Source organism: Leptothermofonsia sp. ETS-13, assembly GCF_049200465.1.
Lineage (GTDB): Bacteria > Cyanobacteriota > Cyanobacteriia > Leptolyngbyales > Leptolyngbyaceae > Leptothermofonsia.
In genome coordinates this window covers 3,856,196-3,876,064 of record NZ_CP120836.1, presented here as the reverse complement: position 1 = coordinate 3,876,064, position 19,869 = coordinate 3,856,196, and the positions used below count along the sequence as shown (strand labels likewise).

Annotated in this window: 18 protein-coding genes and 1 tRNA gene; 6 read left to right on the top strand and 13 right to left on the bottom strand. The window is 50.8% G+C overall.

The annotated features are described in order from the left end of the window. Positions 1-83: 83 nt before the first annotated feature. The gene (gene rimI, locus P4D80_RS17640) at positions 84-785 is read left to right on the top strand and encodes a ribosomal protein S18-alanine N-acetyltransferase (RefSeq protein ID WP_421655317.1); all 702 of its coding nucleotides are present in this window, start codon (positions 84-86) and stop codon (positions 783-785) included. Positions 786-953: 168 nt separating this feature from the next. Continuing rightward, positions 954-3,425 (top strand): ATP-dependent Clp protease ATP-binding subunit, encoded by a 2,472-nt coding sequence (locus P4D80_RS17635; protein ID WP_421659558.1) that lies wholly within the window; start codon positions 954-956, stop codon positions 3,423-3,425. A 53-nt stretch (positions 3,426-3,478) separates the two neighbouring features. On the opposite strand, the gene P4D80_RS17630 is transcribed toward P4D80_RS17635, so the two are convergent. Then, positions 3,479-3,883 (bottom strand): DUF6398 domain-containing protein, encoded by a 405-nt coding sequence (locus P4D80_RS17630; RefSeq protein ID WP_421655316.1) that lies wholly within the window; start codon positions 3,881-3,883, stop codon positions 3,479-3,481. Here P4D80_RS17630 and rsmG point away from each other — a divergent pair. Continuing rightward, complete coding sequence (gene rsmG, locus P4D80_RS17625) at positions 3,882-4,667, top strand: 16S rRNA (guanine(527)-N(7))-methyltransferase RsmG (RefSeq protein ID WP_421655315.1); 786 nt, start codon at positions 3,882-3,884, stop codon at positions 4,665-4,667. The two genes, P4D80_RS17630 and rsmG, sit on opposite strands and share 2 nt — an antisense overlap. A 171-nt stretch (positions 4,668-4,838) precedes the next feature. On the opposite strand, the gene P4D80_RS17620 is transcribed toward rsmG, so the two are convergent. The 6 genes from P4D80_RS17620 to P4D80_RS17595 form a co-directional block, all read right to left on the bottom strand. Further along, positions 4,839-4,912 (bottom strand) — tRNA-Arg (locus P4D80_RS17620). 14 nt (positions 4,913-4,926) lie between these two features. After that, entirely contained in the window at positions 4,927-6,111 is a 1,185-nt protein-coding gene (locus P4D80_RS17615) for a tocopherol cyclase family protein (protein ID WP_421655314.1), read from the bottom strand. A gap of 11 nt (positions 6,112-6,122) precedes the next feature. Further along, entirely contained in the window at positions 6,123-6,479 is a 357-nt protein-coding gene (locus P4D80_RS17610) for a DUF760 domain-containing protein (protein ID WP_421655313.1), read from the bottom strand. Positions 6,480-6,829: 350 nt separating this feature from the next. Then, complete coding sequence (gene scpB, locus P4D80_RS17605; RefSeq protein WP_421655312.1) at positions 6,830-7,333, bottom strand: SMC-Scp complex subunit ScpB; 504 nt, start codon at positions 7,331-7,333, stop codon at positions 6,830-6,832. Between the two features lie 380 nt (positions 7,334-7,713). Next, positions 7,714-8,595: an ABC transporter ATP-binding protein gene (locus P4D80_RS17600; protein ID WP_421655311.1), complete on the bottom strand. Its 882-nt coding sequence runs from the start codon at positions 8,593-8,595 to the stop codon at positions 7,714-7,716. Between the two features lie 79 nt (positions 8,596-8,674). Beyond that, positions 8,675-8,908, bottom strand: a complete 234-nt coding sequence (locus tag P4D80_RS17595; protein ID WP_421655310.1) for a hypothetical protein — start codon at positions 8,906-8,908, stop codon at positions 8,675-8,677. Between the two features lie 150 nt (positions 8,909-9,058). On the opposite strand from P4D80_RS17595, the gene P4D80_RS17590 reads away from it, so the two are divergent. Further along, positions 9,059-11,224: an NAD(P)/FAD-dependent oxidoreductase gene (locus P4D80_RS17590; RefSeq protein WP_421655309.1), complete on the top strand. Its 2,166-nt coding sequence runs from the start codon at positions 9,059-9,061 to the stop codon at positions 11,222-11,224. 428 nt (positions 11,225-11,652) lie between these two features. On the opposite strand, the gene P4D80_RS17585 is transcribed toward P4D80_RS17590, so the two are convergent. From P4D80_RS17585 to P4D80_RS17575, 3 genes are all read right to left on the bottom strand, one after another. After that, complete coding sequence (locus P4D80_RS17585; protein WP_421655308.1) at positions 11,653-13,533, bottom strand: hypothetical protein; 1,881 nt, start codon at positions 13,531-13,533, stop codon at positions 11,653-11,655. 269 nt (positions 13,534-13,802) lie between these two features. Beyond that, the gene (csaB, locus tag P4D80_RS17580; RefSeq protein ID WP_421659557.1) at positions 13,803-14,693 is read right to left on the bottom strand and encodes a polysaccharide pyruvyl transferase CsaB; all 891 of its coding nucleotides are present in this window, start codon (positions 14,691-14,693) and stop codon (positions 13,803-13,805) included. Then, complete coding sequence (locus P4D80_RS17575; RefSeq protein ID WP_421655307.1) at positions 14,683-14,856, bottom strand: hypothetical protein; 174 nt, start codon at positions 14,854-14,856, stop codon at positions 14,683-14,685. The genes csaB and P4D80_RS17575 overlap by 11 nt, the downstream gene beginning before the upstream one ends. Before the next feature lie 60 nt (positions 14,857-14,916). Here P4D80_RS17575 and P4D80_RS17570 point away from each other — a divergent pair, with 60 nt between their 5' ends. Then, positions 14,917-15,654 carry a DUF3593 domain-containing protein gene (locus P4D80_RS17570; protein WP_421659556.1) on the top strand — a complete coding sequence of 246 codons (738 nt, stop codon included), beginning with the start codon at positions 14,917-14,919 and terminating at the stop codon, positions 15,652-15,654. A gap of 745 nt (positions 15,655-16,399) precedes the next feature. Beyond that, on the top strand, positions 16,400-17,062 hold the full coding sequence (gene tsaB / locus P4D80_RS17565) for a tRNA (adenosine(37)-N6)-threonylcarbamoyltransferase complex dimerization subunit type 1 TsaB (protein ID WP_421655306.1): 663 nt from the start codon (positions 16,400-16,402) through the stop codon (positions 17,060-17,062). Here the strand turns inward: tsaB and P4D80_RS17560 are convergent. From P4D80_RS17560 to P4D80_RS17550, 3 genes are all read right to left on the bottom strand, one after another. Further along, positions 17,023-17,472, bottom strand: a complete 450-nt coding sequence (locus P4D80_RS17560) for a GlcG/HbpS family heme-binding protein (protein WP_421655305.1) — start codon at positions 17,470-17,472, stop codon at positions 17,023-17,025. The two genes, tsaB and P4D80_RS17560, sit on opposite strands and share 40 nt — an antisense overlap. A 40-nt stretch (positions 17,473-17,512) precedes the next feature. Continuing rightward, the gene (locus tag P4D80_RS17555) at positions 17,513-18,700 is read right to left on the bottom strand and encodes a BMP family ABC transporter substrate-binding protein (RefSeq protein ID WP_421655304.1); all 1,188 of its coding nucleotides are present in this window, start codon (positions 18,698-18,700) and stop codon (positions 17,513-17,515) included. Positions 18,701-19,020: 320 nt separating this feature from the next. Further along, complete coding sequence (locus P4D80_RS17550; RefSeq protein ID WP_421655303.1) at positions 19,021-19,695, bottom strand: sugar transferase; 675 nt, start codon at positions 19,693-19,695, stop codon at positions 19,021-19,023. Positions 19,696-19,869: the final 174 nt, after the last annotated feature.

The window sequence follows — 19,869 nt, the reverse complement described above, 5'->3', positions numbered from 1 at the left end:
CTTAATCTCTACTGCAATCGGCGTGAGTCATCTACCAGTTTACAATTGCAGACTGTCTATCCTTTGGAATTCTTGAACCTTTTGTGACTTTTCTCTCACTTCAACCTCTCACTGAAGACCTGCTACCTGCCGCGATCGAACTCGACCAGCGGTGCTTTGGTGGGCTTTGGACCCTAGATGGTTACAGGCGAGAGCTTGACAGCCCCAACAGTGCTTTGCTGGTCTTAAGAGCAGGGAAAGAATTCGTCGCAACTCAGGGTAGGCGTGGAAACACCGCCCCTTCTTCTCACCCCTCTCTAACAACTAACAACCAGCCCCCAACCATCCCTCCTCCCCATCCCCCAGCCGCCCCATCCCTCCTCCCCCCCCTCCTTGGAATTGGCTGTTACTGGGCTATCCTGGAAGAAGCCCACATCACCCTTTTGGGGATCGCTCCAGAATACCAGCGGCAGGGGTTGGGACAGACTTTGTTCTACGCTCTGCTGCGGTCCGCTTACCTTCAGGGATTGGAGCAGGCAACCCTTGAAGTTAGAATTTCTAATCAATCAGCCCTTTCCCTATATCAAAAGTTTGGGTTTCGAGAAGCTGGGCATCGAAAGAAGTACTACCAGGATACGGGGGAAGATGCCTTGGTCCTTTGGCAGGGGGGGCTGCAATCCCCAGCGTTTTTGCAAAATCTACAGGATTGGCAGGAGACTATTCGCGATCGCCTGCATACCTCTGGCTGGCAACTCGATCAGGACTGGGATCGGGCAATTGTTAAAAAATTAGGGTTGACTCAGTAGACCATTTCCGTTAACAATCTCCCCTCGGGGGAATTTCCAACACATGGACGGCTTGTTTCCGCAAGTTCGGTAATTGCGCATCTACCTGTGGCTCTATATGAGCAGACAGGGAATTTCGCTATGCTAGAATCAGCAGTACCGGCACGCAGCAGGTTACAGAAACACGCCATGTTTGAACGCTTTACAGAAAAAGCCATCAAGGTGATCATGCTTGCCCAGGAGGAAGCTCGCCGACTTGGGCATAATTTTGTGGGTACAGAGCAGATCCTTCTGGGTCTGATTGGAGAAGGGACCGGCGTCGCCGCCAAAGTACTAAAGTCTATGGGCGTGAATCTCAAAGACGCCCGGATCGAAGTCGAAAAAATTATTGGTCGGGGCTCTGGGTTCGTGGCGGTTGAAATTCCGTTTACCCCCCGAGCCAAGCGAGTTCTGGAGCTATCTCTGGAGGAGGCTCGTCAGCTAGGACACAATTATATTGGAACTGAACACCTACTACTGGGTTTAATTCGGGAAGGGAAGGGGGTTGCCGCCAGAGTTCTGGAAAACCTGGGGGTTGATCTTTCCAAAGTTCGTACCCAGGTCATTCGTATGCTGGGTGAAACGGCAGAGGTCACCTCCGGTGGCAGCCAGGGGCGTACTAAGACACCTACCCTGGATGAGTTTGGTTCTAACCTGACTCAGATGGCCGCCGAAGGTAAGCTGGACCCGGTGGTGGGTCGTCAGAAGGAAATTGAGCGGGTAATTCAAATTCTGGGTCGCCGCACCAAAAACAACCCGGTGTTGATTGGCGAACCAGGGGTTGGCAAAACCGCGATCGCTGAAGGTCTGGCTCAACGCATTGCTAATGACGACGTACCCGACATTCTAGAGGACAAGCGCGTCGTCACACTGGACATTGGATTGCTGGTTGCTGGCACCAAGTATCGGGGTGAGTTTGAAGAGCGTCTGAAGAAAATCATGGATGAGATCCGCTCCGCCGGAAACGTCATCCTGGTCATTGATGAGGTTCATACCCTGATTGGTGCAGGGGCGGCTGAGGGGGCGATCGATGCTGCCAACATTCTCAAACCAGCTTTAGCACGGGGGGAACTTCAGTGCATCGGAGCGACCACCCTGGATGAGTACCGCAAGCACATTGAGCGCGATGCGGCTCTGGAACGTCGATTCCAACCTGTGATGGTGGGTGAACCCAGCGTTGAAGAAACCATTGAAATTCTGCGGGGTCTGCGGGAGCGTTATGAGCAGCACCACAAGCTGAAGATATCCGATCAGGCTCTGGAAGCGGCTGCCAAATTATCTGATCGCTACATTTCTGACCGTTACCTGCCCGACAAAGCCATCGACCTGATCGATGAGGCTGGTTCCCGTGTGCGTCTGATCAACTCCCAATTACCTCCCGCCGCGAAGGAATTGGATAAGGAATTGCGTCAGGTGCTGAAGGAGAAGGACGACGCTGTTCGTTCTCAAAACTTCGACCGGGCGGGCGAACTGCGCGATCGCGAGATGGAAATCAAAGCCGAAATCCGGGCGATCGCTCAAAGTAAGAAGAACGAAGGCACAGGCGAAGAATCCTCTCCCGTCGTGGATGAAGAAGACATCGCTCAAATCGTGGCCTCCTGGACTGGCGTCCCGGTCAATAAGCTGACAGAATCCGAATCTGAGAAACTGCTGCACATGGAAGACACCCTGCACCAGCGGCTGATTGGTCAGGAAGAAGCGGTGAAAGCAGTATCTCGCGCTATTCGCCGGGCTCGAGTTGGTTTGAAGAACCCCAACCGACCGATCGCCAGCTTCATCTTCTCCGGCCCCACCGGGGTTGGGAAAACTGAGTTAACCAAGGCTCTAGCCGCTTATTTCTTCGGTTCTGAAGAAGCCATGATTCGGCTGGATATGTCAGAATACATGGAACGCCATACGGTTTCTAAGCTGATTGGTTCACCTCCCGGCTACGTCGGCTACAACGAAGGCGGGCAATTAACCGAAGCTGTTCGGCGGCGTCCTTATACCGTTGTTCTCTTTGACGAAATTGAAAAGGCGCACCCCGACGTCTTTAACATGCTGCTGCAAATCCTGGAAGACGGTCGCCTCACCGATGCCAAAGGTCGTACAGTTGATTTCAAAAATACCCTGCTGATCATGACCTCAAACATCGGCTCGAAGGTGATCGAGAAAGGAGGTGGTGGTCTGGGCTTCGAGTTCTCTGCGGGTGATGCTGCCGAGTCTCAGTACAACCGCATCCGTTCTCTCGTCAATGAAGAATTGAAGCAGTACTTCCGCCCGGAATTCCTCAACCGTCTGGATGAGATTATCGTCTTCCGCCAGTTGAACAAGGACGAGGTGAAGGAAATTGCCGACATTATGTTGAAGGAAGTCTTCATCCGCCTGAAAGATCAGGGCATCACCCTGGAAGTAACCGAGCGATTTAAGGATCGCCTGGTGGAGGAAGGCTACAATCCGGCTTATGGTGCTCGCCCACTGCGTCGTGCCATCATGCGCCTGCTAGAAGATTCCCTGGCTGAAGAAATTCTTTCCGGTCGGATCAAGAATGGCGATACTGCCGTCGTGGATGTGGATACGGAAGGGCAGGTCAAAGTCTTACAGGGTGAAAAGCGCGAGTTGTTGCCGCAAGGGGCCGAGTAGTCCTGACAACTATTTTTTCTAACATTGAAGGCGGTAGGGAAATTTCTCTACCGTCATTTTTGTTCTTCCTCTAGTAAGGAATACCAATTTATAGCTGTCGCCAGGTTGCTTAGGACATTGGAATTAGAGAGGGAGTGGGGGCTGCGCCCCCAGCCAGGGGTGAAACCCCTGCACCCCGTCCTAACCACAATGACTACCGCTATAACAATCAAATTGGTATAAGAAATTAACCCTTTCCGAAATGCTTCTTCTTGAATTGCTTGCAGAGCATGGTGAGCATCCATAATGAAACTATTGACGGAAATCATCCATGCAAGCGGGTTCCTGTCAACCATATTGGGAAGACACCAGTTCGGATCCAGCTGATGCATATCCATCAGTTCCCGAATTTGCTTCGACTTTCCCTGTCCTTTACTCTGTCTTACTCCAAAAGCCTGGTATAGCTGTGTTGCTTTCATGACACCCCATACCCCACACCTTGCACGCCTGCCTGACCTGGCAGAAGTGTGGCAAACAACAATGGATTGGCGGCCGATCGCCGAGCAGCAAACCAAATTTCAGCAACTTTATGGGCAAATTCTGGAGGGAAACCGCCTGCTCAATTTGACTCGCATCACCGACCCCCAGGAATTTTGGGAGAAGCACCTGTGGGACTCTTTGCGGGGAATTCGGCGGTTTTTACAGCCGCCGGGGAAAGATGGAGAGAATTTCACATTCAACTCGCTGAATTCAATCCGGGCGATCGACATTGGTACAGGTGCCGGATTTCCGGGTGTGCCGATCGCGATTGTGAAACCGAGCTGGCAGGTTATGTTGATGGATTCCACCCGCAAAAAAATTCAGTTCTTAAATCAACTGCTGAGTACGCTCGAACTTTCCAATGCCACCACCCTGGTTGAACGGGCGGAGAGCGTAGCCCACCAGCCTAACCAGCGAGAAGTCTACGATCTGGCTTTGATTCGGGCCGTAGCGATCGCCCCCGCTTGTGCCGAGTATGCACTGCCATTGCTCAAGGTTGGTGGGTTAGCGGTTCTTTACCGGGGACAGTGGACTGCGGAGGAAACTGTTGCACTGGAACCGGTAATAAAGACCCTGGGCGGGCAGCTTGAGGCAGTAGAAGCCTTCAAAACGCCCCTGACTGGGAGCGATCGCCACTGCCTTTACCTGCGAAAAATTGCCCCAACCCCGAACCGCTTTCCCCGTGCCGTAGGGGTACCTGTGCAAAAACCTTTGAAATCATGACCAGTTACCTTGTTACTATAGCTGTTGCCAAGTTGCTTAGGACACTGGTTTCAAGGGGGGAGTGGGGGCTGCGCCCTCAGCCAGGGGGTTCACCTCTCGACCTTCTTCACCAAAAAGCGAAAAGCCCTGAAGATGGCTTATTTCAAGGCTTTCATTAGTAGCTGCTATTAACGGGACTGGCGGGACTCGAACCCTCGACCTGTCGCTTAGGAGGCGACCGCTCTATCCAACTGAGCTACAGCCCCAGATTTTATTGCAATCATAACACTTCACCAGATTGCCATTTCTTATCCCAGGGGCCACCGCCGACTTCCAGCCCACAGAGGTTACTTTGAGCCTGGAGCAAGAGATAGCGGGAATTTCTTGAAGGTGCGATCGCACAATCTCCGGATATTTCCTTAGAAAGAGCGCGTTGCCATAATCGAACCTGCACCTGCCCGCGAGTCGTGTCCCGGCAGGCAAACACCAGTCCCTGAGTGGTGGGAACGCGCACCAAAGTGCCTGGATGGGTTGTTGTGCCAATTACTTCAACTGCAAACGCATGATTTTCTGCCGAGATGCGCCATTCCCCACAGGGGGCGACTTCCCAGTGAACAGTTGAGTTCCAGGGGACAAATTCATAAAACTTGCCTTGGTAGTGAATTCCAACCATCCCGACTGATTCCATCCACCACAGTACCCTACGCTTTCCGCCCACTGCGGTTAGAGCCAGATCGGTAGCATTTTGAAAGCAATTACAGTTAAGCCAAAACCACTTCTGAGGAAACGCGCCACCCCAATTTTTCTCGCTATAGGCAGGAGCGCGACTAAATTCGTAGCGCTGGCCATTCCATTCGATCCAGCCTGTGGCTAACCCGTGGGCCATCAGAACTTGCCAACCGGGTTCAAAAATCTGGAACGAAGCCAGCCAGCCAGCGGTCGATCGCTGAGGACTGTGAACATCTCCCCAACCATAGATGGGTTCAACCTGATATTGCCAGCGGGCTGAAAGACCAGAAGGTTCCTTTAATGTGCCCTGATGCCAGGTCGCTGTTACCTGATAACCTTCTTCGATCAGGGCTTCGAACTCGTTAGCGGGTAAATAACCGGGTTTAAGGGTCGAGATAGCTGGTTGCTGGATGCTTTCGTTCCTGGATTTCAGTTTGCCCCAGTTCCCTAACCCCAGCTGGTGCTCCCAGGCCCAGAAGGTTTTGACTAGAGGAAAGGTGCGACAGAGGTAATGATCCGCTGGACCCAGGACTTGGGCCGCCCCCCCACTGTAAGGACTTCCTCCCCTGGGATCTTCGATCGAATACATGAAGGCAAAGGAATCTCCCAGCTCTGGTAGCGTGACCCGGAAGTACCAGCCTTCAAAGAAGCGGCGATCGCCACCCTGCCAGTGAAAGCCACTGTGGGGAGTCTGGAAAGAATGGAGATCAGCCTGGAGAGATGATTGCAAGGTCACCAACCAGAATCCTACTCCGCATCGCTCAGTTCGCGATGAATGGAAAAAGAGCCTGTCAACGCGTCCTCCATTTCCATCCGCTGTTCCATCTGGCGCAGGAAGTAGCCTGTCATCATAGCAGAGGCAAGTAAACCTGCCAGGTTATCCCGGTCGGTCGTAATTTTGACGTTAAATGCCTCAGAAGGCAGCATTCCTACCAGTCCCTGAACGTTGTGGGAAATGATTTGCTTGACTTCGGGCGTCACAGACTTCGCCACCTGAGCTAGTACTTCCGGCGGTTGATGCTGAAGATACTTTAGTAACTGGTTTCCGTCCGGTTCTTCCGTTTCAGTTCCAAAGAAGTCTGCGCTGTCAGGGTTAAAAACCATGGAGATTCCGATATCCTTTCTCAACTATTCTGACACTTCTCACTCTAACTTCAACCAGTTGTTCGTTGTTGGTTGTTAAGTTCGTTGTTGGTTGTTAAGTAGGTAGTCATAATTAATTTGTAAAGGGGAGGAGTGGGGGCTGCGCCCCCAGGCAGGGGGTTTCACCCCCTCCACCCCCAAAACTATCCTTAATTTAATTGCGCCCAGCTACTTAGTTCAGTGAGCAGAGAAGGGTGAGGGGTGAGATGGGAACTCAAAACTCCCTTACTCCATCAATCCCCCACTCCATCACCCATCCACTCCTTTCCCCCTACCCCTTAACACTTCTACTCCCGATTCCCAACTCCCAATCAGTTTTTTGACTTCAGAATTTGCTCAAATTCTGGAGGTAGTTGGTGAAGTTGAAAGTATTGGTGAAATTTGTCGGTGACTTGCAACCAGTAGGAACGCCCATCGGATTGCCTTCGCTTTCGGACGAATCCCAGCTCAACAAGTTCCTGAACGTGTTGATAAGCACCAGAACCACGCAGATCCACCAGATCCGTTTGGGAAATGGGGCCTTTGAGGGCGATCGCGGCCAATGTTCTTAGCGCTCCGACTCCCAGATCTGCCGGAACCAGGGTTTGCACCAAATGGTGAAAGATTTCTCGCAGCTGCAAAGTATAACCATCAGGTGTTTCAACCACTTCAAGGGCACTGTCCCGCCGGGCATAGTCTTCCATCAACTCAATCAGCCCTTCCTCGGCGGTGTCGCGATCGCACCCGGCAAATTCGGCAATTTCGGCAACGGTGAGCGGCTGTGCTTTGAGGTAAAGGATGGCTTCAATGGTGCTGGCAAGACGAGGCATGGACATTGAAAATGCAAAAATATACCGATTTAGAAAATTTTGACAGCGGATGCCTGATGGAGGAAGCCAGGAATTAGAAGCCAGAATTAGGATTAATTGTGGCTCCTGGCTCCTGGCTCCTAACTTCTCAAATCGGTCGTGAATCAAAGAAATGTAGAATCATAATTTACCAAGGTTCTCAGGTTTGATTGACTCAAATCTGAAGACAGGCAAATGAACGACTCCTGACGATTGTTACAAATTTTCTCACACTGCTTTAATGCACTACCCTCAAGTCAATCTGTTGCATTTAACAATCCAAATTGGTGTTAGAAATGAGAAAACAAAGAGCGATTTATCCATTTTGCATCTTTGAAATAAATCCAATAAATCTGTTCATTCTGCATTTAATCTAGGTTTCTCCCCGTCAGTTCCACAAAAATGTCTTCCAAGTTTGACGGTCTGACCATCATGCCTGTTTTGTTAGGTTGCTGATCGAGATAGGCGTTGGCATCTTCCAGGGTTGGAAAAAATTTGTAGTCCCAGCGGTCCTGCATTTGCTTCATCACCAACCCCTCTCCGTGCTTCTGGCGAAATTCTCTCAGCGTGCCCAGTTCAATCAGCTTGCCGCCATCCATAATTCCAATCCGATTGGGTACCGCTGATTCGCTGAAGGTGGAATCACAGAGGTACTCCACCTCGTCCATATAATGCGTGGTTAGCAGGATAGTCATTCCCTGCCGATTCAGGTCGCGGATGATTTCCCAAAGACGGCGGCGGGTCTGGGGATCAAGGCCCACCGTAGGCTCATCCAGAAATAAAACTTCTGGTTGGTGCAGTAAGGCTCTGGCAATTTGAAGGCGGCGCTTCATTCCACCAGAGAGGGTTTTAACCGGATCATTCCGACGTTCTACCAGATCAACATACTCTAGCCAGCGGTTAATCTCTTGTTGGCGCTGGGGATTGGGGATATGGTGCAAGCGACCGTGGAACTCCATGTTCTCCCAGACTGAAAGGTCATTGTCAACGCTGGTTTGCTGCAAAACGACCCCAATTCGCCGCTTGACCTGCAACGGTTGTTTCACCACATCGTATCCGGCCACCCGAATTTCTCCCTGGGAGGGAGTGGTTAAAGTAGTCAACATTCGGATCGTAGTGGATTTGCCCGCTCCGTTTGGTCCCAGCAAGCCAAACATCTCTCCCGACTGAATCTCAAAGGAGAGGTTATTAACAACTGGCACTTTGTTGTAATGCTTATAGACGTTCTGAAGAGAAACCGCAATGCTCATGGAGAACAACCCGAACGGGTAGGCAAAGGAAAGATTCTTAAAAGTAAGGTACCATCCCTGTTCTCACCCAGCATCCCCATTAAGGCAGCTTTTCCCAGGCGACAGCGACAATTTCGCTAAGCCACTGACGCTGTTTTGTATCAAGCAGAGCATCGTCCGCCAGAACTTCTGCCATCAGCTCATCGAGTGATTGCCCATTTGAACGGGCAACCTGAACGACACCAGCGATCGCTGCCGCAATCAACTCTTCAGTCACAGGACTTTGTCTGAGAGCAACGACTTCTTGGGGATTCGCTGGAATAGGATAGTTCATGGTGGACTTAATACTACAAATGAAAAATGCCCTAATGAATTATGAGAAATTTGTAACGTTTTTTGTCTAATCGTGTTTTGTAGTTTAGCGCATTTTAAGGCTTTCTTAACTGAATTGTCTCAGCCATATCATAGGAGTCTTGCAAACGGAATGAAGGAAATTCTTTATCTTGAGATACCCACCCCTGCGACTGAGGAAGTCAGACGCTGGTTACAACTTGATTTTGACCCTGGAACTGGAAAAAAGGTTCACACCCAGAGTGGTATCCGGTTGCAGTTCTCCGAAACTACACCTCAATCAGCCTCCATTTCTGAAAACTCCAAGAGTAAATGTAACGAACTCTCAATATTTACCTGGTCCCTCCAGCGCACCACCTACCTCAAAGTATTTCGCTGGTCAGAAACTGCCCTCCCTCAGGAAGATCAAATCCTGAAGCGCCTGAAGGCAGACATTTATCGCCAGTTCCCCAGCCGCTATCCCATTCCCCCGGTGGTTGACCTGTCACAACAGTCAATTTTTTCTGCCCTGGCCGACCATTACCCCCTCACCGTTAAATACTTTCAAAAAATGCCGAATGGGGAGCACGACCTGACCCGAGTTTACTGGTGGGAGCAACGCTGGCGAGAAGGCGTGAGGAATCCGCAACAACCGAAGCCAGTCATCTTCAAAAGTCAGGAGCAGACAACAGGCAACAGACGACAGGAGGGTGCCCACTCCACAGATAACAACTCCGCCACTCCGCCACTCCCCCCTTACGACTTGATTTACGTGGGGGGTGCCCTTGGTGTCATCCATGCGGCGGTGATGGCTCGGTTGGGCTACCGAGTGCTTTTGATTGAACGGTTACCCTTTGGGCGAATGAACCGAGAGTGGAATATTTCCCGCAGTGAGTTTCAGAGTTTGATTGACTTGGGGTTGTTTAACCAGGCTGAGTTTGAGAACTTGATCGCACGGGAGTACATAGACGGGTTTCACAAGTTTTTTGATGCCAACAATCCTCCCCAGGCAAAAGCTCCCGTACTACACACGCCAACTGTCCTGAATGTGGGCCTGGATGCGGAAAAGCTGCTGCGGGTCTGTGGTGAGAAGTTACGAGAGGCAGGGGGAGAAATTTGGGATGAAACCGAATTTCTGCGGGCCGATATTGACCTAGAAAAGGTTACCCTTCAGCTCAAACATCTGCCTACGGGGGAAACGCGAGTAGCCTCTGGAAGACTGCTGGTGGATGCGATGGGGACCGCTTCTCCGATCGCCTGGCAACTAAATGGTGGGCGTGCCTTTGATAGCGTTTGCCCAACGGTGGGAGCGGTGATCTCCAGTGGGTTTGAGCCGGGAGTGTGGGATGCCCGCTATGGTGATGTGCTGAATAGTCATGGAGACATTTCCAGGGGGCGGCAGTTAATTTGGGAACTGTTTCCTGCTGAAGGGGAGGAGTTGACTTTTTATCTGTTTCATTACCATCAAGTGCATCCAGACAATCCTGGCTCGCTTCTAGAAATGTATGAGGATTTTTTCACTATCTTGCCCGAATATCGCCGCTGTGACGTGGATCGGTTAGTCTGGAAGAAGCCAACCTTTGGCTACATCCCAGGGCATTTCAGTACAAGCGGTCGCGATCGCCGGGTTGCTTTTGATCGGTTGATTGCAATCGGCGATGCTGCCTCGCTCCAATCTCCTTTAATTTTTACAGGCTTTGGCTCGCTCGTTCGTAACCTGCCGCGTCTGACGCACCTGCTGGATACTGCGCTCAGTCATGATCTCCTTTCGGCCAAGCATCTGAACCAGATCCGGGCTTACCAGAGTAATGTTGCTGTCACCTGGTTATTTTCTAAAGGCATGATGGTGCCGACGGGACGAAACATTCCCCCAGAGCGAATTAACGCTATGCTCAATACCTTTTTCGGCATCCTGGCAGTAGAACCTCCCGCAGTCGCAGAAGCCTTTATCAAAGATCGGGTAGACTGGCTCTCCTTTAATCGAATGGCAATCAAGGCTGCCCGGAAAAATCCGGCCCTCCTCCTCTGGATCTGGGACCTAGCCGGACCTCAAGATATACTGCGTTGGTTGAGTAGCTATCTGGACTTTAGCGTCAGTGCGTTTATCAGCGCTCTCTTGAGTAGCTGGTTTCCCCATTTTCTGACACAGATTCAGCCATGGCTGGAGCCCCGTTTCCCCGAACTCTGGTTATGGCTATTGGCTAAGAGCTATGCATTTACCGATGGGATGGGGCAACCTCAGGCGATGGGAGATCGCAGCAGACGCATTCGATCCAAACAGGACGCCCAAAGAGCAATCCTACAAGACCCTCGAAGGTAAGGAATAACGACAAATCTAAGTAAGTAGTTATCATTGATTGTAAAGAAGGAAGCAGGGCTACGCCCCCAGGTAGAGGGGTTACCCTTTCCACTCTCCAAATTATCCTTAATTTAATTAATTTAATTGTGTTAATTTAATTGTGCCTAGCTAAATAGCTAATGGGCGTTGCTGAATTTGGATATGAAAATTTGGATATGAAATAGATGCTGTATGCTCGAAACTTTGTTTTGATTCATACTGCTTTTCAGCAACGCCAAATAGCTAATGGTCTGCTAAGCAAATCTTGAAGAATTTGCCACCCTTAAAACTTTCTAAATTAGTTTTTTCGGGTTTGGATAACCAGGCAAAGTTCCTTTGATAAACCGCCAAGCTCTTAACAACTGCCCCTACAACACAGGAAAGCTGCGCTTCAAAGCAGTTTGACAAGGTTAGCGTGCTTTCGGAAAGGTTGGTAAATCAACGGCAGCCAAGGATTTAAGCTTTCTCGATGAACGCAGAGGGTAGACAACCGGAGAAGGCCAGCCTGCCGAAAGCAGGGCGTTACTGGTGGAGGGATTGCTAGATACCTGCTCTGGCTTGTCTGGTTTGCTGGAGGTTGTAACCGCTGCGGGTTGAGCCTCTTTCTGACTATCCTCAGCTGGGGTTGGGGCGGAAACTGGACGCAGGTGGCTACTGCGGGATTGCCTGCCAGAACGAGGTGTCCAGGAAATGAGTTCCAGCGGCTTTTGGCTATGGGCAGTTGGCTCATCCCCTTGGCTAGATTGACCAGAAACAGAACTGGAGTCAGTCGGCAAGTTCGTCGTGGGCGGGGCTTCAGGTGCAGGAGACTCATCCGCCTTCCCAACCGCTTCCACCGACGTTGACAAAGACTCGGAAGGCCGCGAGCTGCCAGTAACTGGAGGATCAATCAATTTTGCCAGGTCATCCCAGAGTGAGTCTTCGGACGAGGAAGATTGTCCCCACTGGAAAGCTTCGAGAGGATTACCTAACTCATCGGAATCCAAAGGAACTGCTGCCAACATCTGTAGCAGTTTTTCATCAGCTGGCGGTGTGGAGGATGATTGAGCCAGGTCTGTTTGAACGTTGCTGAAGTTGGTGTTCTCAGATTGCAGGAATGGACTCAGATCAAAGATGTCATTAGAGGGCTGTCCGTCTTCGATTGGATAGGATGACCCTGTCGGGGCATCTGCAAAGAGTTGGTTCACCCAGGCGGTGGTCGCCTGTGGATCATCTGATTCCCCTGAGGGATTCTGGAATGCAGTGTCTACATCGAGCCTGTCTGCCTCATTATCTGTGTTGGGATGTAGGAGCTTAGACAGGGGTCTAGGCAAGTCGTCCCTGCTATCACGTGCATCCAGTTTAGCTTCGGATACCGCAGACCAGGGACGCACTGGCTGATTCTTGGGTGCCAGGACTTGCGCCAGAGCAGAGGGTGGGATGGAAACGGTTGGAGCAGGTGGATTATTGTCCATGTTAAGGAATTGACTATGCCTCTGAGCAGAAGGCATTTCTAGACATTTCTCCAGGGCCGCTTTGAATTGCAGGGTTTGCTGCTGCTGGCGATGGAGGCGTGTCCGCAAATCGCGACAGGTATTTTCGGCTTGCAGGAGTTGTTGTACCTGTTCGTTGTATCGCTGCTGAGCAAGGGCACAATCCCGCTCTAACTGCGCAACGCGTTCCTGGCTGCTCTCTAATTGCTCTGTCAGAGTCTCTACCAGAATGCGCTGACGTTGAGCCGATTGCTTAGAAATATCAAGTTCTTTTAGAAGGTCGTTAACTCGTTCCTGGGCGGCTGCCAGTTCCTGCGCCTGCTGGGTTTCTGAAATAGGGGTTGGCAGAGGTTCGGTAGACGCGGTGTGAAGAGACCGGGCAAGTTCTAATTGCAGCTCGATCTGCTGTTGGGTCAGATCTTGTTCAAGTTCCACAATGCGATCGCGCAATACTTTATTTTCCCGCTGAAGCCGCTGGAACTGCACAGAAAATTCTTCGGGTATAGATAGTTGGGGTTCCTGAATCGGGGGAGTGATCGCCTGCGTCTCCTGGGAAGGAGTATCTCCCAAGGCAGTCATTGCCGAAAAAACCTCAGGATCAGCATCAAAAGTGTTGGAGCAGCCTGTTTCTTCCGCCTTCGGAATGGCGTCCACACTCATGGCACCAGGGAAGTCAACCGTTTGCCACCCCTCATCACCAGAACCTTCTGTAGAGGCAGACTCCAATGCCTGAGCAACTCCATCAGAAGCAATGGTGGGAGTTGTCTCGGCAGGTTCAGACAAACCGGAATCGTGATTGAGGCGTTCAGCTTCACTCATAACTCTAATCCTGCAGGTGAGAAATCCTTAAGCGCTACGCCATATGGCGATAATCATCATATATCCAGTTTCTAAATCGGTTCGTTGAATTTATCAGGCTAAACGACGAGTTAATCCAATTGAAACCTACTCATCATCGAAATATTGCAGTTGAATTCTTCACTTCCTATCACAGAAGCTTTGGTTGCAGCAGTTTTGTTAGACAAATATACAAAATTGAGGAGACTGGGGATTAGGGGCCAGGGGGCTACTTCCTTCCTGCCTCTCCCCTACAGGGTTGCCAGTGCTTTTTGCAAAACTTCCTGATGAATTAACGCCCGGTCAACCAGGAACTGTATTTGATCACTTGAGAGGGGAAAACCGTTGGCATATTGCTCAATCCAGGTTTGGCTAATCAGGTTCGGATCGTCTGGAATGGCGGACAGTTCCCATCCGGGGAGGGACAGGTCCTGCATAAGCTGGCTGACTTTGGGGTCATAGCTGAGCGCAAAACAGCGACATTCTTCGGCGGCGGCCATGATCAACCCGTGAAAGCGCATGGCGATCGCCATCTCGACTCCGCGAAATACCCGCTTCAATTGCTGCGGGTCTTCCAGACCGATGACCTGGTTGGGTCCAGGAAGGTGGGGTTGAATAGTTTGGGCGATCGCCAGATCCTGGCTTTTTTGAAATGGCACCAGCAGAATGCAGGTTTGGGTTGCCTTCTGAAAATCGATTAGAGCCTGGGTCAGCACTGCCAGTTTGGTGGGTGTCAGCAAGGGATGGGGACGCAGGTTTATAGCCACCCTGGGGGCAGGTAAATCCCAAAATCCACTGATGGGTTTGGAATCCATTGCCCATACCGGATCGGGAGCTAGAGTAAAGGGAATGCCCCAGTCGGCCAGATATTTGGCGGAACCGCGATCGCGGACACTCACTGCCGCACAGCCTGCAAAGGTCTGTCTGGCAACCCAGCGAGTGAGGGGTCGTTGCAGTGGGCCAATTCCCTGCGCCCAGGCGATCGTTTTCAATCCCAGAATTTGAGCCAGCTTCATCAAACCCGTGTAGTAAAGTGGACTCACCGCGCTGGTCGCATCCTGAATTAGAGTACCCCCTCCCCAAATAAACACCTGGGACTGCCGAAAAGCTTGCAGGAGCGCATGCGGATCCTTACGGTTGATGGCCCTGACCTGATAGCGATCGCGGGTCTGCTGGGGGATTACCCGACAATACCAGTGGTGCTACGTGCTGTGGCAGCATTTGCAGCAAAGATACTAACAGTGCTTCATCCCCCCCATTGCCCTGACCGTAATAGCCGCACAAAATCGCCTGAACTGTTCCCATAGTGTTGAGTTTTAAGGTATGAGTTCTAAGTTAGAGGAATGTGTTACAAACTCATAACCTATCTTTCCTCTTCACCCCTTTATCCCTCATCACCCACCCCTCCCCCTCCCCTCTCACTACTGCCATGCACGCTCTCTCTCCATCCCCACCTGGGTGATTCACACCTCAAGCGTTATTGAATGGGTTGCTGCCATCTGGTTCATCTGGCTCTATGGTGAAGTGACAGGCAACCGCGCCTGGTTTATTTTTGCTCTGGCAATGCTACCTGCGCTGGTAAGTGCCATGTGTGCCTGCACCTGGCATTTCTTTGACAATGCCCAATCGCTGGAATGGCTGGTCACACTACAGGCGATGATGACAGTGGTGGGGAATGTAACACTGATGCTGGCGGCCTGGTGGTTGTGGCGGCAAGGGAAGGCGAACCGGGAGCGTGGGCCAGGAGTTGGAGTAGGGGCGATCGCGCCGCTGTTTCTACTCTTCCCTGACCTTCCTATCTCCAAAGATTCGCTCTTTGCGATTTCTTTGTTTCCCTACCTGGCTTTTCTGTGGTTTCTGACCCGCTCCCAGCAAGCGCCCCGGCTGGCACTGATCGGGTTTTACATGACGCTGGTTTTTGTTGGGGTCACCATTCCGGCGGGCATTTACGCAAAGGTTGCCTATGGCGAAAGCCTGGCCAATGTAGATTGGTTGCATGGCAGTGCAGAGTCCTTTTTGACGCTGTCCAATATTCTGGTTGTATTAGGCTTTCGACAAGCAGTCATAGAGCGGCGACAGGAGGCGAATGATGGCATGAAATAAACTCCTGACGGAGGAATTTAAGATTCATTCAAGAAAAATTTTTAGAATTGTAGGTATCGGATCAGTCAACTATTAAGCCTTGCTTGTAAATTCAATTGCTTGTAAATCCAATAAGTTCACATGAATAAGTCGATTTTCAATATTTATTAGGAGATATTACATAAATGAATAGTTGGGAAGATATCTTTAAATCGTGTAGAGAGCAAGAGGAAAACCTGAGGCGAATAAACCTGAGGCGAATATTAGAGAATCCAGTACAGTTTCCCCAAATACCTCAGTCGCGGCTACCCACGTTGCCTTTCCTAACAAACGTGGCGGGCTTACTATACTCTGCTCATCAGAATGTACCGGATTTATCTTCATTGATAGAAAGGCAAGGTTTACAGAGGACTGATTACCAAAATCAAATAGATCTCTCTTCGGTGCTTGAAGGGCGGACTCTACAGCAGCCTTCTCCCCAAAACTTGCCTGATTTGCATCTGCGAATGGAAGGGCACAACTTCCTGCCAGCTAACCATCAAAACCCACTTAACCTGTCTCCGTTACTACGAGAGCAAGGTCTATATCCCATTCATCATCCAGGATTGCCTGATCTTCGTTGGGTAGAATCTTGGGATACTCATAACTTAACCTCTGCCAGGAATCGAACAGACGAGCACAGTGGAGTAATGGGGCTGGCAGCCGCTTCTGCTATTGTCTTGCTTGTTCTATTAAGCCTTTTGTAACTAGGAATATTTCACGAAATTTGACCTCTGCGCCTTTCAATTCCAACCAATACGGTTTAGCCCTTCATACCGTCAGCCCTGATCTGGGACTTGCCATCAGTAACTTTTCAGGAGATTCCCGCTCTCAGGTTTGGGAACTGGGACGGGAGCTATCCACTCATTTGCATGTTTATCTGGCAGAGTTTTTGAAACCGCAGACTTGGAAAGATCTGACCTGGATAGCGGTTGCCAGGGGACCCGGAGGCTTCACCGGAACTCGAATTGGTGTCGTGGCTGCCCGTACCCTGGCACAGCAGTTGGAGATTCCCCTGTTTGCGATTTCAACCCTGGCCACGATCGCCTGGGCTGAGCAGCCAAACCTACCCCAGCAGTGCGCGATCGCAGTTCAAATGCGAGCCCAACGGGAAGAACTTTTCTGTGCAATTTATCAGCCTTCTCCCGATGGAATGCAGTTGAAAGTCCTTGTGCCAGATACTGTAATGACTCCAGAAGCATGGCAGCAAACCGTGACACGCCAGAGGCAACCTTACCATCTGGTCAAAGTCGAAGGAGGACTGGGATCTTCAGTATGCAGTCTTCTAGATCTGGCTCACTGTGCCTGGCAGCAGGGAAAACGCCCTCATTGGTCAGGGGCTTTGCCGTTTTATGGGCAGCATCCGGTGGATGGAGGAATGATGGGATGAATTGCGGCTTTCAGAGCTGCGATCGCGGCTTCCGCGACCTCGATGTCTTCCTCATCTGTACCGGAGCCAACCCCAATTGCACCAACGACTTCGCCATTGATCTCGATCGGTAGTCCACCAGCGATCGCGGCGTAACGGTTTCCCGTCGCCAGTGCAATTCCATGAGCCAGCTCGGTAGGTAGATTGCCCGTTGCGACCCGATGGGAGGCAGCGGTAATAGCCTTTTGAATCGCAGAGTGCTGACTAAGTAACTTTGCCCCTTCCATGCGCTCAAATGCCATGAGATTGCCTCCCCGATCCACAACTGCTACACACTGGGGAACTCCCATTTTTTCGGCATGGGCGATCGCGGCTCGCAACACCACCCGTGCCCCCTCAAGCGACAACTCCGATACCTGACGAACATACATGGATCTCCTGGCTCCTCTATCGATGGGTTGGTTGAACTATTCACGATGTTTTCACGTCCCCGGCGACTCCTTCAACGAGCCAATCAATCGTTTCTAGTTCAGGAGCTTGCAGCGTGTATTCCTTACCAGCCGGAATCACCACATTGCCTTTGTTATCTCTCATTTCTCCCTTAAAAATCACCAGACTACCATCCATAAGCCTGTCTTTCGCCAGATCTGCGGCTTTTTTAGCTTCCTCGCTTACAGCCGAACCATAGGGAGAGTTTTTGCAATATCCCTCTTTTAACCCACCTCGAATAACGTGCGGAATCTCTCCGTTCATCAAGGTTTTGCCTGCACGAATCATTTCTGCGTAGTTAACGTAAAACTTGCCCCAATTCCATTCCACTCCGGTTAAGTAGCCTTTGGGGGCGAGATCGGATTGATCCACATGGTAACCACAGCAGTAGATCCCCCGTTTCTCAGCCGTTGTAATGATCACTTTCAAATTATCTACCCGACCGGTAATTACATCCGCTCCCTGATCAACCAGACTGTTAGCTGCTTCCGCCTCTTTCACAGGCAAGGACCAGTCACCAGTCAGTACAGCCTGAACAGTGATATCCGGCTTAACGCTACGCGCTCCGAGGGTAAAAGCATTCACTTCGCGCAGCACGATGGAAATAGGCTTGGGCACAACAAAGCCCAGTTTCCCTGTTTTGGACATATAGGCAGCAACAATCCCAGCAATGTAGGCAGGTTCTATTAGGTAGGCAAGGTAGGAACCAACATTCTTGGGATGAACGCCTTCTTGATAAAGCGCCCCTGTATGGAAGAACTGAACTTCAGGAAACTCCTGCGCCATCTTTAAGATGTGCGGATCGTAATACCCGTAGGAAGAGGGAAATAGAGCGATCGCTCCGTCCTCTTCAATCATGTTCCGCATGGTTTCCTGAACTGCAGTAGTTTCAGGTACGTTGGCTTCGGTGACAGTTTTAACCCAATCGAGTGATGCGATCGCTTGCCTCCCTTCCGAAAGCGCCTGGTTATAGCCATAATCATCCTCTGGCCCCACATAAATGAATCCCATTTTTAGAGTCTGCCCCGATGTAGGGGAAGGCCCAGTCTGGCTTTGCGGAGGAGCGGGAGTGCAGGCCCACAGCCGTGAAGTAACCCCAAAAGCCCCGGTAGCAAGCAGCCCACGAATGACTGTCCGGCGGCTCATGGAAGAGAAAGATTTGCTGCTCATTAGGGTATGTCTCCTGGAGAGTTTGGGATTGCAATCTGCTGTTATCGCAGATCCAGGCTGATATTGCCCTGAACTGCGACAAACAGCACGAAAAGTAACCAATCTCAACCAAAGAAAACCCTATGAGAAGTCAGAAGCCAGAAGCCAGAATATAGCTATAGCCACCAGGCTAAGGACGGGGTGGAGGGGTGGACCCTGGCTGGGGGCGAAGCCCCCACACCCCCTTAAAACCAATGTCCTAAGCAACCTGGTGACAGCTATAAATCGGACTTCTGGCTTCCTCCGTCAAGCTACCGGCCGCCATCAAAATTGACATCCACTCAATATGCGCCCGCCTTAGTCAAAATCACCTGAACTGTTCGAGCAATCAAGATTAAGTCATAGAGAGGATGCCACTGATTTTGGTACTGCAAATCTAAACGGACAATGTCTTCAAAGTCTTTTATCATCGATCGCCCATTGACCTGCCACTCCCCAGTTATACCGGGTTTAACACGGAGACGTTGCCAGTGATGCAATTCATATCGGGCAACTTCATCCCCTGTTGGGGGGCGGGTTCCCACCAGGCTCATTTCACCCCGCAGCACATTCCAAAATTGAGGGAACTCATCCAGACTGGTACGGCGGAGAAACTTTCCAGTACGAGTGATGCGAGGATCCGATTCGTTTTTAAATATGAGCCCCTTTGCTTCATTTTTGATCTGCGCCTTCAGTTGCTCGGCATTGTCTACCATCGAGCGGAACTTGTAGATTCGGAAGGGGCGACCCATTAAACCGTAACGTTCCTGGGAGTAAAAAATAGGACCAGGGCTGTCGAACTTAATGGCGATCGCAACCGGAACGAATAGAATGGCGAGGACTATCAACCCTACCAGGCTACCTAAGATATCAACTGCCCGCTTGAAAACAGATGAAGCTGAACGATGGGGAGATTCTAAGTCTGCTGGAGCGATTACAGGGGAGTCCATGAGCGTCATGGGTAGAGCAGACTGCATAGCTTCTTCCGGAGACAACACTAACCGTATAAATACTGAATTCCATCTGGAATCACTATAGTGCCAACCCCCCCGACTGCGATAGTATCCGTTAGAACACGGAGTGAACTCTTTTCAAGAAATTCATATTTTGCTGTCTGTATAAAGTTTTAGTGAATTGATTGGTAGTGAACA

What these genes read in the sequence shown, in the direction of transcription:
- scpB (WP_421655312.1), bottom strand. Translation starts at nt 7,333, where the DNA reads ATGTCCATGCCTCGTCTTGCCAGCACCATTGAAGCCATCCTTTACCTC.
- P4D80_RS17550 (WP_421655303.1), bottom strand. Translation starts at nt 19,695, where the DNA reads ATGCAGTCTGCTCTACCCATGACGCTCATGGACTCCCCTGTAATCGCT.
- P4D80_RS17585 (WP_421655308.1), bottom strand. Translation starts at nt 13,533, where the DNA reads ATGAGTGAAGCTGAACGCCTCAATCACGATTCCGGTTTGTCTGAACCT.
- P4D80_RS17560 (WP_421655305.1), bottom strand. Translation starts at nt 17,472, where the DNA reads ATGTATGTTCGTCAGGTATCGGAGTTGTCGCTTGAGGGGGCACGGGTG.
- P4D80_RS17630 (WP_421655316.1), bottom strand. Translation starts at nt 3,883, where the DNA reads ATGAAAGCAACACAGCTATACCAGGCTTTTGGAGTAAGACAGAGTAAA.
- P4D80_RS17635 (WP_421659558.1), top strand. Translation starts at nt 954, where the DNA reads ATGTTTGAACGCTTTACAGAAAAAGCCATCAAGGTGATCATGCTTGCC.
- P4D80_RS17610 (WP_421655313.1), bottom strand. Translation starts at nt 6,479, where the DNA reads ATGGTTTTTAACCCTGACAGCGCAGACTTCTTTGGAACTGAAACGGAA.
- P4D80_RS17555 (WP_421655304.1), bottom strand. Translation starts at nt 18,700, where the DNA reads ATGAGCAGCAAATCTTTCTCTTCCATGAGCCGCCGGACAGTCATTCGT.
- P4D80_RS17600 (WP_421655311.1), bottom strand. Translation starts at nt 8,595, where the DNA reads ATGAGCATTGCGGTTTCTCTTCAGAACGTCTATAAGCATTACAACAAA.
- rsmG (WP_421655315.1), top strand. Translation starts at nt 3,882, where the DNA reads ATGACACCCCATACCCCACACCTTGCACGCCTGCCTGACCTGGCAGAA.
- P4D80_RS17575 (WP_421655307.1), bottom strand. Translation starts at nt 14,856, where the DNA reads ATGGGAACAGTTCAGGCGATTTTGTGCGGCTATTACGGTCAGGGCAAT.
- P4D80_RS17590 (WP_421655309.1), top strand. Translation starts at nt 9,059, where the DNA reads ATGAAGGAAATTCTTTATCTTGAGATACCCACCCCTGCGACTGAGGAA.
- P4D80_RS17595 (WP_421655310.1), bottom strand. Translation starts at nt 8,908, where the DNA reads ATGAACTATCCTATTCCAGCGAATCCCCAAGAAGTCGTTGCTCTCAGA.